At 39.3% G+C, this 13,923-nt stretch carries 13 protein-coding genes and 1 pseudogene; 4 read left to right on the plus strand and 10 right to left on the minus strand.

The features are described 5' to 3' along the window. Positions 1-41 precede the first annotated feature (41 nt). From ACWGOO_RS08800 to ACWGOO_RS08810, 3 genes are all read left to right on the plus strand, one after another. Positions 42-221 carry a hypothetical protein gene (locus tag ACWGOO_RS08800; protein WP_452482566.1) on the plus strand — a complete coding sequence of 60 codons (180 nt, stop codon included), beginning with the start codon at positions 42-44 and terminating at the stop codon, positions 219-221. Positions 222-584: 363 nt separating this feature from the next. Next, on the plus strand, positions 585-1,181 hold the full coding sequence (locus ACWGOO_RS08805) for a TetR/AcrR family transcriptional regulator (RefSeq protein ID WP_452482568.1): 597 nt from the start codon (positions 585-587) through the stop codon (positions 1,179-1,181). A 62-nt stretch (positions 1,182-1,243) separates the two neighbouring features. Further along, positions 1,244-2,386 carry an MFS transporter gene (locus ACWGOO_RS08810; protein WP_452482570.1) on the plus strand — a complete coding sequence of 381 codons (1,143 nt, stop codon included), beginning with the start codon at positions 1,244-1,246 and terminating at the stop codon, positions 2,384-2,386. A gap of 333 nt (positions 2,387-2,719) precedes the next feature. Here ACWGOO_RS08810 and ACWGOO_RS08815 read toward each other — a convergent pair whose 3' ends face one another. The 10 genes and pseudogenes from ACWGOO_RS08815 to ACWGOO_RS08860 form a co-directional block, all read right to left on the minus strand. Continuing rightward, positions 2,720-2,890 (minus strand): hypothetical protein, encoded by a 171-nt coding sequence (locus tag ACWGOO_RS08815; protein ID WP_452482572.1) that lies wholly within the window; start codon positions 2,888-2,890, stop codon positions 2,720-2,722. 65 nt (positions 2,891-2,955) lie between these two features. Beyond that, entirely contained in the window at positions 2,956-3,582 is a 627-nt protein-coding gene (locus ACWGOO_RS08820) for an HXXEE domain-containing protein (protein ID WP_452482574.1), read from the minus strand. Positions 3,583-3,603: 21 nt separating this feature from the next. Continuing rightward, positions 3,604-4,191, minus strand: a complete 588-nt coding sequence (locus ACWGOO_RS08825) for a TetR/AcrR family transcriptional regulator (RefSeq protein ID WP_452482576.1) — start codon at positions 4,189-4,191, stop codon at positions 3,604-3,606. Positions 4,192-4,409: 218 nt separating this feature from the next. Continuing rightward, a complete protein-coding gene (locus ACWGOO_RS08830; RefSeq protein ID WP_452482578.1) occupies positions 4,410-5,642 on the minus strand; it encodes an aminopeptidase in 1,233 nt (410 codons plus the stop codon). 49 nt (positions 5,643-5,691) lie between these two features. Continuing rightward, entirely contained in the window at positions 5,692-7,296 is a 1,605-nt protein-coding gene (locus tag ACWGOO_RS08835) for an acyl-CoA synthetase (protein ID WP_452482580.1), read from the minus strand. A 299-nt stretch (positions 7,297-7,595) separates the two neighbouring features. Next, positions 7,596-8,645, minus strand: a pseudogene (locus ACWGOO_RS08840) (IS4 family transposase); the annotation flags it as partial. 128 nt (positions 8,646-8,773) lie between these two features. Beyond that, complete coding sequence (locus ACWGOO_RS08845) at positions 8,774-9,790, minus strand: NAD-dependent epimerase/dehydratase family protein (RefSeq protein ID WP_452482582.1); 1,017 nt, start codon at positions 9,788-9,790, stop codon at positions 8,774-8,776. Positions 9,791-9,917: 127 nt separating this feature from the next. Further along, complete coding sequence (locus ACWGOO_RS08850) at positions 9,918-10,499, minus strand: Crp/Fnr family transcriptional regulator (protein WP_229523310.1); 582 nt, start codon at positions 10,497-10,499, stop codon at positions 9,918-9,920. A 522-nt stretch (positions 10,500-11,021) separates the two neighbouring features. Next, positions 11,022-11,309 (minus strand): GNAT family N-acetyltransferase, encoded by a 288-nt coding sequence (locus ACWGOO_RS08855; RefSeq protein WP_452482995.1) that lies wholly within the window; start codon positions 11,307-11,309, stop codon positions 11,022-11,024. Further along, the gene (locus ACWGOO_RS08860; protein ID WP_452482584.1) at positions 11,306-12,259 is read right to left on the minus strand and encodes a DMT family transporter; all 954 of its coding nucleotides are present in this window, start codon (positions 12,257-12,259) and stop codon (positions 11,306-11,308) included. The genes ACWGOO_RS08855 and ACWGOO_RS08860 overlap by 4 nt, the downstream gene beginning before the upstream one ends. Positions 12,260-12,402: 143 nt before the next feature. On the opposite strand from ACWGOO_RS08860, the gene pdxR reads away from it, so the two are divergent. Next, entirely contained in the window at positions 12,403-13,845 is a 1,443-nt protein-coding gene (gene pdxR / locus ACWGOO_RS08865; protein WP_452482586.1) for a MocR-like pyridoxine biosynthesis transcription factor PdxR, read from the plus strand. Positions 13,846-13,923: the final 78 nt, after the last annotated feature.

Below are 13,923 nucleotides of genomic sequence, written 5' to 3' on the forward strand. Positions count from 1 at the left end.
TCTTCTTCCTGTTGTAAAACCGAACAAAAGGGGGCCTAAACGTGTATATACTCGCATTGATTATACTTGTTACTACAGGTTTGGTATCCATAGCTGATATTCTGTTTGATATAAAAGATTCAGGTGAAGGAATCAGGCTGATGGTTAAAACTTCACAGGCTTTATTTTTCTTATCATCGTTGTTTTTTGTAATGAAAAGCGGTACCAAGAAAAAAGACTGAAATCATCAAACATAGAACAAGGGTGGAGTCATATATTTTACAGACTCTTGGCTGAGTTTCGCTCCCCGACTTTTCCTATGGAAACGAAGAAAAACAAATGATTAAACAATTTATATTTTGTCTTTTTGTGGCTTTGTAAAATAGATTGATCATTTATAACAAAGTTTGATAATTAATAATAAAGATTGATGAAATTGTTAATTTAAATAAGACTTGTATTTGAATAAGGGAGCTATTTTTAATTATTCGTAATCTAAAATAATCAAATTTTATTTACAGTAACAATAAAACAAAATTATTGACCGGGCGGTACAAAAAATAGTATTCTATTAATGTTATCTTTAAAATAAGAGGAGGATACGATTGAATAAACGCGGCAGACCCCGAGAGTTTGATTATTCCTCAATTGTAGACGTTGCAATGAAAACATTTTGGTTAAGAGGATATGAGGGGTGTTCTACACAAGATTTATGCAGTGATACAGGACTTGGAAAAGGAAGTTTATACAATACTTTCGGTAGTAAACATGAACTGTATAAACAAGTATTAGAACGCTACCATAAAATTGGGATTAGGGAACAAAAGAAATTGTTAGATACTCCAATTCCAGTTAAAGAACGATTAAGTAATTTTTTTGAATGGGCATTGAAAGAAGACTTTGAGAATATTGATCAAAAAGGATGTTTATTGATTAATGCCAGTGTAGAACGTGCTAAAAACGATTTAATGGTACAAGAAATTTTCTCGAAGCATGTTGAACTTCTTAAACAAGCTATTGAAACAGTGATGGAGGAAGGATTGCAAACAGGCGAAATTTCAAAGAAGCAATCAGCTGAGGAATTAGCTAGTCTGCTTTTAAGCAGTTATTACGGATTCCGTGTTCTTAATGTATCGATGCAAAATCGGATGTTAGCTGAACAAGTTATCAAAGGAACAATGGAGTCTATTTTTGGCGCTTAATGCGCTCTTTTTGCGCACTATTTTTGTACCGATTATTACAATAATGAATTAGGAGTGTTTTTATGCCATCGATTATTTATTTATTAGCTTTAGCAATCTTTTGTATGACTACATCAGAATTTATGGTTGCAGGTATGATGAATGAACTTGCTCTTGCATTCCAGGTTTCTGTATCATCTATTGGGTATTTAATTTCAGCTTATGCAGGAGCAATGGTAATAGGAGGCCCCATTTTAACTGCAATCCTCTTACGAATGCGCAGCAAACAAGCATTATTGTTTTTAATGTTCGTATTTTTAATTGGTCAATCGCTCGGAGCTATTGCTTGGAACTATGATATTATGATGATTTCACGTATTATAACTGGTATTGCTTCTGCTTCAGCTTTTGGAGTTGCGATTTCCTTTTCTGCGACATTGGTTCACTCTGATTCAAGGGGAAAAGCTGCATCAATTGTACTTGCAGGTTTAATGTTCGCAACTGTATTAGGTTTACCTATAACAACCGTTATTTCGCAATATTTGGGCTGGCGTATTAGTTTTGGGGCTGTTTCTGTTCTTGTGCTAGTATCAGGGATTATGATTCAACGGTTGTTACCATCATCTTCAAATAAAGAGCAATTAAATTGGAAAGACGAACTTCTGCGATTTAAGAATATTCATCTTTGGGCAGCGTACGTAACAAGTATGTTCATTATTGGTGGTACGTTTGCAGCATTTAGTTATTTCACTCCTATCTTTACAAATGTCACAGGCTTTTTAAGTGCAAGTATTCCATATTTACTTGCTCTCTATGGTAGTGCGACGGTAATTGGGAATATAATAATTGGCAAGTTCGCTGATAAATTTACAATGAAAATACTTATGGGTGGATTAATTATATTAATCATAGCGTTGTCTTTATTTGCTTTAAGTGCAGAGAATAAATACATTGCAGTTATTTCTACGATTTTTATTGGTTTAACTGGTGTAGCATTGAATCCAGCTATGGTTGCGAGGGTGATGAAAACAGCTAGTAATGGAATAATGATAAATACCGTTCATAGTTCTTTTATTACGCTAGGTATTGTTATTGGTTCGTCACTAGGTGGTCTTGGGATCAGTAAAGGATATGGTTTTGTATCTCCGCTATGGATTGGAGCTTGTTTAGCTATCCTTGGGGTAATTTCATTATTCCCATATTTACATAAAGGAAAGGCAGATTAATGGGTCACCATATATGCCCATCAACTTAAGAAATTGGTAGTTCCCCAAAACGAAGAAATTTTCGTTCTGGGGTATTATACTATCTTAACTTGATGGGCATGTGGCGAGACCCCCGTAAAAAAAACAAATCATGTAACCGATTTTTGGCCGAGATCAGTATGTTATTTATCCTTTACGTCATTGGAAAAAACTTTATTATCGTTCCTAGAGCCGAGGGATTTTAAGCTATAAAACAGGACTCAAGGGTGAGCTGAATCTCACGGATTGGTTAAACGTAATATATGTTCATATCGCTTTTGCCTGCATGGCTATGGCGGCGGGCTGATTAATTTTTCAAATCGGGTCTTTCTTAAAAGTCGCAAGCTCCATCATATCAACGGATATATTTATGTTGTGTCCGTGCTTGCCGTTGTGCTCACTACCGTGGCGATGATCCACATCAGAAAGAAACGGATTACCCGGCACCGAAACTGGATAATCCGTAACTGGATGATCCGAAACCACATTTCCAGAATACCTCTACTTGTTCCAACTTGTAAACAAGGACATTGAAGATCCTCCAACATACACTATTTTCGATCATACGATCCTAACTGTTGTTTAGAAAAAGGATAGGGAGAATCGCTGTTTTTCAACCATATATTCCCTTTTACGATGAAGATATATACAGCAAAAGCAAAGTAGATTGTCCCCTCGATCCAGTCTGTTTGGGTCGGTGTATTGTACTTGACAATATCGTGAATGTACCAAATTCCGATTGGAACATGCAGGAATACTGCCGTAAACAAGCCAGGATTATATAAGGTTTTTGCTTTTATATTCACAACAATACCGTGCCAGACTACCTGGAAGAAGCCCATAAAAACAGGTGCGAGTCCAAGCCATATCACGCGTGGAAACCATACGGGGAGTAAATAAAACACATAGGCAATCACTACATTAATAATCATGGCTGATTGGGTGTTTAAGGGGTAACGATCCGGGGTTTCACTTTTAAACATGACGTTGTTAAATAGACCGGCAAAATATCCAGGCCAGCGATACTCTTCAAATTGATGAAAAAGTATGGCTGCAAAGCTCAACCATAAAATTCCCGTTATATCCGAAAAGATGGCTCTGTTCAAGAGTAAACCAATACATACGATCACGCCGATGATAGCCCCTGCGTCATGCCAGTATTTTCTTAGAAGATTCATAGTATTCACTCCAGTCATTTATTATTTATCAAAATACCTTTCAAACAACAGGTTTAATTGTTCCTCGATTGAAGGCATTTCCACAACCGCTCCGGATTCAAGAATCGGGCTCATCAATGCGGGAAGAAAAATAGCCCCAAATATTTGCAGCATCATTGCTAACAATCGCTCTGGCCGTTGCTCACCTGTCAGCTCCTTGATCGTACTTTGCACTTTGGGGAATCCCATGATGTTTAAAAACCTTCCGTATTCCTGTTGGGATGTGAAGGGCGTGCTGCCCATAACAATGACTCGTGAGAGAAGCTCCGGATATTGCCGAATGACTTGTAAATAATCAAACAGAAATTGTTTCAGTCGATCTTGGGGCGGGATCGCTGTATTGTCCAAAATAGAAAAAGTGTGCTGAAAGCCACTTAATATTACTTCAATGGCTTCACTGAGCAGATTTTCCTTAGAGCCAAAATAATAATTAACTAGAGAAATATTGGTGGTCGACAGGTCGGCAATTTTCCTGATTGTAACCGCCTCAAAACCTTCCTTTTTAATGAATTCAAGCGCAGTGTGCAATATTTTTTCTTTGGTTAGCTGTTTTTTGTCTACGTGCTTCATACTTCTCCTCCTCTTACCTGGTCCAATCAGAGCGGATTGAATAGACCAGAATTATATAAGTTGAACATTATTTAAAACGTTGTTTAAATTTATGTTTGAACTCAGTTTAGCACTTTATATTTCGCAATACAAGCGCAGTTTGATATTTAGCATATACAAAAACCCGCAAACGAATGAGATCGCTTGCGGGTTGCTATAAATTGAGATTGAGAAAAGGATTAAATCGCCCAATTTCCTTTGCGGAACACAGCCTCTGTACTTCCGTCCTGCAGCTCGCCGTCAATATCCAGCTCAGCAGAGCCAATCATAAAGTCAACATGGGTCAGGCTGACATTGGCACCGTTCCGGAGCAGCTCTTCCCGGTCCATTTGTGTTCCTTTTTCGAGGTTAAACGGATATGCACTGCCGAGCGCCAAGTGACAGGAGGCATTTTCATCAATCCCTGTGTTGTAAAAGATGCGATTGAGATTGGAAATCGGTGAATCGTGCGGCACCAGCGCGACTTCACCCAAATAACTGGCTCCTTCATCCGTAGCCAGCAAATGAGTCAGATGTTGCTCGCCGGATTCCGCTGTATATTTGGTAACTTTGCCATCCTTAAAGGTAAATGTGATGCGATCCACCAGCTGTCCGTTCAAATTTAACGGCATCGTGCTGGTGACATAACCATTTACACCTGTACGTTTAGGCATTGTGAATACTTCTTCTGTCGGCATATTCGCCACAAAGTAGTCTCCACGCTCGTTTTCACCACCACCGCTGCGCCAAATATGTCCGTCGGCCAGTTCAATTTTCAAATCTGTTCCGGGCGCGCGGTAATGGAGGCTTTTATACTTTTTACGATTCAGCTTGTCTTGCAGCTGTTCGAGGTTTTCCAGATGCTTCTGCCAATTCTGGACGGGATCAGAGCCATCTACACGGTTCATCTGGAAAATCGTTTCCCACATGACACGAATGCGATCCTCTTCCGCCACATCGGCAAACACTTTATCGGCCCAAGCCTTCGTCGGTGCTTTGATCAGACACCAGCTGATTTTATGATTTCGGGTATACTGGGAAAAGCCTTCTCTTGATGTTACCGCCGCCTTCGTTGCACGCGATACCTTTTGCGGATCAATGTCTTGATACAGATCGGGGTTCGGCACCTTAATGGTTAGCGTGGCTCCACCCTCCTCGGCGAGTTTTTCCAGCATTTCTGCCTTCCAGGCAGGATAGTAATCAAAGCTGGCTTCGTCACCATGCTCAAAACGGCTGCGCGTAATCTGATCGTCTTCGAACTCCACCTGCACATATTTAGCTCCTGCTTCATAGGCTTTATTGACAATCAGGCGCGTAAATTCGACGGTTTCCAGTGGTGCAGTGACCCAAAATACCTGTCCGGGCTGGATGTTGACACCTACTCTTACGACCAGTTCTGCATATTGCTCCAGCAATGCTTCAAATGAACTCATTTTTTTCCCACGCTCCTGTTCCGCATTTCATAATATTTACGTTCTACAGTTACAGTACAGACTGCTTCTCCAGTTCACGCAGCTCCAGTTCACGCAGTTCCACTCTTCGTATTTTACCCGAGCTGGTTTTGGGAAGCTCCTGAATAAACTCTATTTTTCGTGGATACTTGTAAGGTGCTGTCCATGCTTTCACATGACGTTGCAGTTCCTTCACCAACTCAGGTGATCCTTCTACTCCGGCTTTGAGTACAACATAGGCTTTTACAATATGTCCCCGGATTTCGTCAGGACTGGCTACGGCAGCACACTCCTGTACAGAGTCATGCTTCATGAGAGCTTCTTCCACTTCGAAGGGACCGATGGTATAACCGGAGCTGATAATGATATCGTCACCGCGCCCTTCAAACCAGAAATATCCATCCTCGTCCTTGCGCGCCCGGTCTCCTGTAACAAAATAGTCTCCATGGACACTGACTGCTTTACGTTCTGGATCAAGATAATACGTATGGAATAATGCCGGCAGATCAGCACGTACTGCAATATCGCCCACTTGACCCGGAACCAGCGGAACACCGTCCTCGTCTACGATCTCAACCAGTCCCGGCGCAATGGATTTTCCCATTGAACCTGTACGCAAAGGCGCGTCCTTCAAATTACCGATAATCAAAGTGCTTTCCGTCTGGCCGTAACCGTCACGAATCGTAATATTGAACTGCTCCTGAAACTTGTTAATGACCTCCTGATTAAGAGGCTCTCCCGCAGAAACTGCGCTGCGCAATTGGGACAGATCATATTGATCCAGACCATCCGATTTCGCCATAATCCGGTATTCCGTTGGGGTGCAGCATAACACTTGAATTCCGTATTGCTGTAAGAATTGCAAATAGCGACCCGGACGAAAAGAACCATTATATACGAATCCGGTCGCTCCATTTCCCAATACGGATAGAAACGGACTCCAAATCCATTTTTGCCATCCTGGCGCGGCTGTAGCCCATACCGTATCTGAGGCTTGGATATCCAGCCAAGGAGATGTAATCCGCAGATGGGCATATCCCCAGCCGTGGCTATGTACGACGCCTTTGGGATTTCCCGTGGTACCGGAGGTATAGGCTAGAATTGCCATGTCATCCCGGTGCGTTTTCACAGCTTCAAAGATATCTTCCTGCCCTTCCATCAGCTCATGCAGCGCCAGCCAGCCGGGTTCAGCTACCGTGTCGTCGCCGGAAACCGCGATACGGTAATCCAGGGCAGGTAGATCCCCGTTTACTTTATCCACTTCACCTGTTACCCCGGTCCAGGCAATCACTCCGCGCGCTTCCGAATGGCGAAGCCGATACGCAATATCCTTGGCCCGAAGCATTTCGGAAGAAGGAATGACGGCAAGTCCCAGCTTCAAGCATGCCAGGTAAATCAGATACGAAATAATGCGACGTGGTACTACGACCAGAACCCTGTCTCCTTTGTTAAATCCCAATCCTGCGAGTCCTCCAGCCAGTCGATTAGCTTTTTTCAGCAGCTCTCCGTAGGTGATTTCCTCGTAGTCTCCTGTTTCGCTCAACCACTTGAGTGCTGTTTTGCTAGCGTCATGGTGCTCCATTTCCGAAGTCATATTGTAATATTCAGGCGCAAGCCATTGCTGATGATCTGTCAAATTGTACATCCCCTTTATACATAAGATGAGAGTCACGATCTAATCTTATTATAGCACGTCTTAGTACCAGGTTCTAATACCAGAATCATTTTTTTGGAAAAAATAAAGTCCGTAGAACGAACGACAAAAAGAAAGAGTCTAATTTCAGACTCTTTCTTTCTGCTGCTATAGGGGTACCGCCACATGCCCATCAAGCTAACAAAGTAAATTACTAGATACAAAATGATCCTTGTTTCAAAACTAATAAGTGATAGAAAAGTAGGCATGCTAAAGAAGCCTATTAAAACGCGATTTTTTCGCTAGGCAGCTTGTCTATGCTTCACCGTCGTTTTATACACAATCCCTAGAATATCAAAGACGGTCATCTTCTTATATCTATGACATTTACGACCGTTCTTTTTAAGCAGCTGATAAAGGCGATGCAGAATTTTCAAAAGTTCCTCTGTTCCAACGGCTATCGCTTGAAACAGTAATGGAAAATAGTCTTTAATCATATAAATCGCTTTGTATTCACTCAGCTCCTGCTTTTTCTTTTCAAGCAGAAGCTGTCGCATTTGAAACATCGTAGAAGAACAGAGGAGAATGCCGATGAGTTGTCCATATAAATGGCACTCTAGGCGTTCTCTTTTTATATTTTGACATTCATCAATTTCAAAGAATGACTTCCACGTTTTAAACAAAATCTCAATCTGCCAACGAAGTGAATACAATGAATGCACGTAGTTCGTCGGTACTTCTTCTAGCGACGTGTTCGTGATATATACATTCATGCCCATTAAACGTTTACTTTTATCCTTCATGACAATGCCTTTTTTCTTTTCACGTATCGCCTGGTTTTTCAGGCGTGTTTGCGTTTGATCATCGGTTAAACGATGGATAATGACACGTGCTGACAGCTTATGATTTTGGCCAATGTATGCCTCGGGGATTTCCATCGTTTCACCAGGGATTAGACTAGACATCATTTGTGTCATATCAAGCTGGATGTATTCTGTCTGCTTTTTTAGCGTACCATTGTTGAAGTATTCTGGTTCAGGGTTTTTGGTATAAATGCGTGTATTCAGCTTCAACCGAGAGATATAGTAAGCCTCTTTATCATGAATGGTTTGTAAGTCTCCTAAATCGAAGTAACCAAGATCACGTAAACACAAATCGCCTGCTTCTACGGTTTCAAGGCAAATGGTACCGTATGTTTTATCATTATTTTTTCCTGGTCCAAGCTGCACGTTAAGAAATTGACCACTAAGTAAATCATATTCCAATTGGATTTTCACGCCTGCCGTATTACTACTCCCACCTGAACCTTGATAGTCAGTGGCGAAATGATCAGGCAGTTGAAACACCGTCGCATGCGATGTGGTGGGACCCCATATAAAGTTTCTGGGACTGTTCACTTATGTGAGTTAGAAGTATGCCCAGAATTGGCGGTAAGTCTACTTGACCTTTATTTTATTGTCCAGTTAAGTGAGCCGATTCATTATAAGGATTTTTTTCTTAGGCTAGCAAAAAACCGTTTAAAATACTCTTCTAATGCCACTTCACCCAACTTAGGCTTAAAATTCAAATCCTGTCTTGATGTAGTAAGGTCATAGTGTCTATTTATTCCACCATAATATAATTCTACTTGACTTCTAAGTAGTGATGGCTGAGTATTCTTTTCCTTTGCTTCAAATTCAAGTTTATCAGCTAAATTTAACAACTGTTCTTTAGTATATTTTTGTGGTATCTCAAGATTAGGAATAAATTTTTTTGCAATTTTAATGATATCATCTGAAGTTACAGGCTCTTCATTAGCCAAGATATATCTTGTACCCCTTACACCTTTTTCCGCTGCAGCAATCATACCTTTCACAACATCAGTTACATCTATTGGCGTCATTTCACTTATATAGTTAACTTTCATCTTTCCTAAAAGAATACTATCGAAGGCCAGTATGGTTGGAGTTTTCTTTAAAAACTCTCCACCAATCATTGCACCAGGAAGAACGCTAACCATATCCAAATCATATTTTTCTGCCAGCTCCCAAGCTGTTCTTTCAGCTCGTGCTTTTGAATCAAAGTATGCATTTCCATGACTGTTTTCAAGCCATGTAGTTTCATCAATTTTACCCTTTAAATTTGTCTTGTCCAATGACAATGCTGCTACGGAGCTTACATATACTATTTTTTTTACATTTGCTTCTTTAGCAGCCTCCATTATATTTTGAGTTGCCTCAACATTTGGAATAATTATCTCTTTTTCAGGATCTTGTGCCCAATGTTTAAATACAGCAGCTACTTGATATAAGGTATTCACTCCATCAAGTGCTTTATGAAGTGAGTCTTTATCCCTCAAATCGGCGTAGACGATCTCACAATCAAGGCCTATAAATGGTTCTTTGTCATTTAAATCTCGTACACTTGCTCTAACAGTTTCTCCTCTTTTTAATAATTCCCTTACCAAGTTGTTACCCAAATGACCATTTGCACCTGTTACCAAGGAAATTTTCTTCATAAATAAATCCTCCTAAATCAGTGATTACACCAGTTATCATAATGCGATAATAGCCTGTTGTAATTGACATATGTAAATTGCAATAAAAAAACACCAAATACTTTTATTTGATGTTTCCTAAAAACGTTTATTCTATTTTCATACTTCTCTTAATTCTACTAAGTGAGCTTGCTCTAATTCCAATATAAGAAGCAATATATGATTGATTTATTCTACTTTCTAAAGAAGAATACTCTCTTTTAAACTCCATGTACCTTTCCAGTGCATCTTTCATAAGTAACGCCTGTTCTCGATTTAGCATACCAACAAGAATCTTCTGAATATAATTAGTGAATATAACCTTCATTTGATTAGTTTTCTTCATACCTTGGTCTATGGAATTATACGGAATAACTACGCAAATGCTGTCTTGCAGGCTTTCTACACTAAATCTAGCTTCTTCAACTCTTAATAAACCCTCTGCACAGGCAAATTCCGTTTCAGCTGCAAAACATTTTGTCACATCATTCCCTGCAGCATCTATATAATATCCTCTCATAATTCCTTTATGAATATAATACAGTGAAGAAACTCTTTGCCCCTGCCTTAAAACAATTGTACCCTTTGGTACCATCTTTATATCAGCTGTTGAATTAAATAAGTATTTTAAATCTTCTTCCAACTCCAGCTTCAAACCAGCTTCAATATAATCACTCGGCTTATTAAGCATAATTCATCACCTCTCTAAACATATAAGGCATATCCTTTATCCACAATTTACTATTATAGCATTTAACCATATCAAGCAACATAATAGATTTACTTAAAATTCAATACAATCAACGATTAGCACTTATTGGGGTAGCAACACACATCCATCAACTTAAGAAATTGGCTGTTACCCAAAACGAAAAAATGAATTTAATTTTCATAAATAACTATCAAGAGATAAAAATTTCGTTTTGGGGGTACTTCAAAATATTAGCTTGATGGGCATGGGGTACCGCCAGCATTTCGAAAAAAAAACACGCTAAGCAAATTTCGACATAAAAAGCTGAAACTATGACAAAGATGCACCAGCACGTAAGTGCTGATGCATCTTTGTCAACAACTTGGGAACTCATCCTTTAAACTAGTAATTCCGCCTACATTTAAAGATATGCACTCCCTTGTTTATTTACATTCACATCAAATTTAAAGAATAATTTAGGAAAGAAGTATCCTTTTGATAGCCATTCTTTTCATACAATTTTTACGCATTCGTATTATCGGGAGCGGTTTGAAGTTCTAATGATTTGGCATTAGATTGAATAGCATGCAATTTTGCTTTATCTAGAAGGGCTTGAGCTATTCCTTGTTTTCTTGCTTCCTCTTGCACATATAAATCATTTAAAATCCATGTTCTCTTCATAGAAACGGAAGAAAATGAGGGATATAACTGAGTAAAACCTAAACACCTTTCAGATCCTTTATTGTTGCTTGATATATATTCATAATTACCCCTCCTTAATTTATAACAATACCATTTCTTTACACTTATTCGTAATTACGTTGTTTCCTCATGTTGCTTTCTCTGAAAATCTTTTTTAGTCTAAATGACTGTTTCTTCTCTTTTATCTTAACTGTGTCAGGTTGAATGGTGGTTAACATGACACCCACCAAAATTATAATGCCTCCTATAATCGTCATTAGGGTGGGAGTTTCTCCTAACCATACCCAAGCGATAACGAAAGATAAAAGGGGAGTGAGGTAAAGAGAACTTGTAGATTCTGAAGCTCCTCTATGTGTGATAAGAAACCCTAATAGTATATAAGGCAAGACTGTAGGGAAGATGCCTAAGTATACAGCACTCCATGTTGCTTCCTGTGGAGCTTTTGCAACAGAATGCCATAGTCCAGGGAGGAAAATTAACATTAAGAGGGTACCTCCCCAAGTGGTATAGCAAGCAAGAGGCAGAAAACCATATTTCTTTAGATATGGCTTCTGTAGTACAAAGTACAGGCTTTCAGCAATGGAGGCCACCAAGATAAAGAGTGCGCTCTTCTGAAATGAAAAATCCCCTGAATTCCCCAAAGAGAGAAGGGTTACTCCTGAAAATGCGACTATTCCTCCAAACCATCTCCACAAATTTATGCGTTCTCGAAAGATGATCCAAGCTAAGATTGTTGTAAAAATAGGAGTTAACGAAACAAGCAAACTTGCAGTCCCAGCATTTACAAACTTCTCTCCATAGTTTAATGCCATATAGTATGCTGTAAACCCTAGCCCACCAAGTAATATAATAAATGGCATGTCCTTTACTGTCGGTAGTCTCATACGAGTGGCAATTGCAAAAAGTGCTAACACGAAGGATCCTATTAATAAGCGTAACAAAGAAAGGTCTTCTGGGCTATATCCTTGAAGAGCAATACGAATGCCAGGAAAAGCTGAAGCCCATAGCAATATGATGGATAAGTGAGAAATCAAGATAGCCATATTGGATATTTTCATTACTCTCCCCCCCTCCTTATAAAAAACCCAACCACTTTTATGTTTGCTGTTTACACTTTTCATCATAGTCTTTGCTTGATACAATGTCTTCAACCAGTGACAAGATAAAAACCCAACCACTTTAAAAAGGAGATATAGCTGAGATGGACCAATGTAATAAGGATAGAGAGGATAAGACACTCAAATACATACAAATCATGGAATACATAAAATCAAAGATTGCGACAGGTGAGTGGACAATTGGAAGTAAAATCTATAGTCAACGCAAATTGGCTACCGTTTTTAAGGTCAACCGCAGTACAGTTGTGACTGCACTTGAGGAACTTCAGGCAGAGGGACTTATTGAGGGGAAAATGGGCATGGGCAATATTGTGACAAATAACACCTGGTCATTGCTAACAAATGAACCGAAAAATTGGAATGACCAGGTTAATGTTGGAGTTCATAAACCTAGCCGAATAGTTGTGCAACAGATTAATGAGGCTGAGTCTAACTCTAATCTTATACAACTTAGTAAAGGAGAGTTATCATCTGATCTGTTTCCTCTAGTTCAGATGAAACAGAGTATAAAGGATTTGGCGAATGAAATAGGAACATTTGGTTATGAAGAACCAAAAGGATTCTTACCTTTACGCCAATCAGTCAGTGAGTACCTAAAATCTCAGGGGATCCAGGTGTCGCCTGACTCTATTCTCATCGTTTCAGGTGCTTTACAAGCTCTACACCTAATTTCTATAGGACTACTAAAGCCGAGATCTACTGTTTTACTTGAAAAGCCATCTTATCTTTACTCTTTACATGTATTTCAATCTGCAGGGATGTCTCTTGCTGGAGTACCTATAGATAATGAAGGCATGCTCACACAATCTATTCCAATTCAAAAGAAAAAGCATAAAAGAAGCATAATATACACTATTCCATCTTTTCATAATCCAACTGGATGTGTTATGTCGGATACTCGACGAAATGAGCTTTTAAGAATTAGTAAAGAAGAACGGATTCCTATCATTGAAGATGATATTTATAGAGAGTTATGGATTGATAAAGAACCTCCTTTAGCTTTAAAAGCAAAAGATTTACACGGTCAAGTTCTTTATCTAGGAAGCCTATCCAAGACGCTTACTCCAGGGTTGCGAATTGGCTGGCTTGTGGGTCCACAATCTGTTATTAATCACTTAGCTGACATTAAAATGCAATCTGATTACGGATCAAGCTCTTTGTCTCAGCGGATTGCTACTAACTGGCTTAGTAATGGTTTTTATCAAGAACATGTAATTTCAGTGCGAAAGCAGTTGAAAACTCGCAGGGATGTATTGATAAGATGGCTTGAACAATATTTACTGCATTTAGCTACGTGGGAAGTCCCTCAAGGGGGACTCTTTATTTGGATTCGTATAAAAGGAGTAGTGTCTATGCGAACTCTGTATAGCCTTGCTTTAGCAAAAGGAGTCCTCTTAAATCCAGGACATATCTATGGACAAGATGAAGGGCAATACATACGTTTATCATACGCTTACGCTTCACTTAATGATTTAGAAAAGGGGGTGTATGAACTAAGTAAAATTATTCAGTCCCTCATCAAATAGGAATGAGTAAAGCTAACCAAACAGAACAACCAATGTCAGTATTAGAAAAGCATCTCTTACTTGTGTGATAGGCAGACT

This window comes from Paenibacillus sp. NPDC055715 (genome assembly GCF_053617595.1).

Coding starts and splice junctions, on each gene's coding strand:
- ACWGOO_RS08810 (WP_452482570.1), top strand. CDS start 1,244: ATGCCATCGATTATTTATTTATTAGCTTTAGCAATCTTTTGTATGACT.
- ACWGOO_RS08820 (WP_452482574.1), bottom strand. CDS start 3,582: ATGAATCTTCTAAGAAAATACTGGCATGACGCAGGGGCTATCATCGGC.
- ACWGOO_RS08825 (WP_452482576.1), bottom strand. CDS start 4,191: ATGAAGCACGTAGACAAAAAACAGCTAACCAAAGAAAAAATATTGCAC.
- ACWGOO_RS08830 (WP_452482578.1), bottom strand. CDS start 5,642: ATGAGTTCATTTGAAGCATTGCTGGAGCAATATGCAGAACTGGTCGTA.
- ACWGOO_RS08845 (WP_452482582.1), bottom strand. CDS start 9,790: ATGAAGAAAATTTCCTTGGTAACAGGTGCAAATGGTCATTTGGGTAAC.
- ACWGOO_RS08850 (WP_229523310.1), bottom strand. CDS start 10,499: ATGCTTAATAAGCCGAGTGATTATATTGAAGCTGGTTTGAAGCTGGAG.
- ACWGOO_RS08860 (WP_452482584.1), bottom strand. CDS start 12,259: ATGAAAATATCCAATATGGCTATCTTGATTTCTCACTTATCCATCATA.
- pdxR (WP_452482586.1), top strand. CDS start 12,403: ATGGACCAATGTAATAAGGATAGAGAGGATAAGACACTCAAATACATA.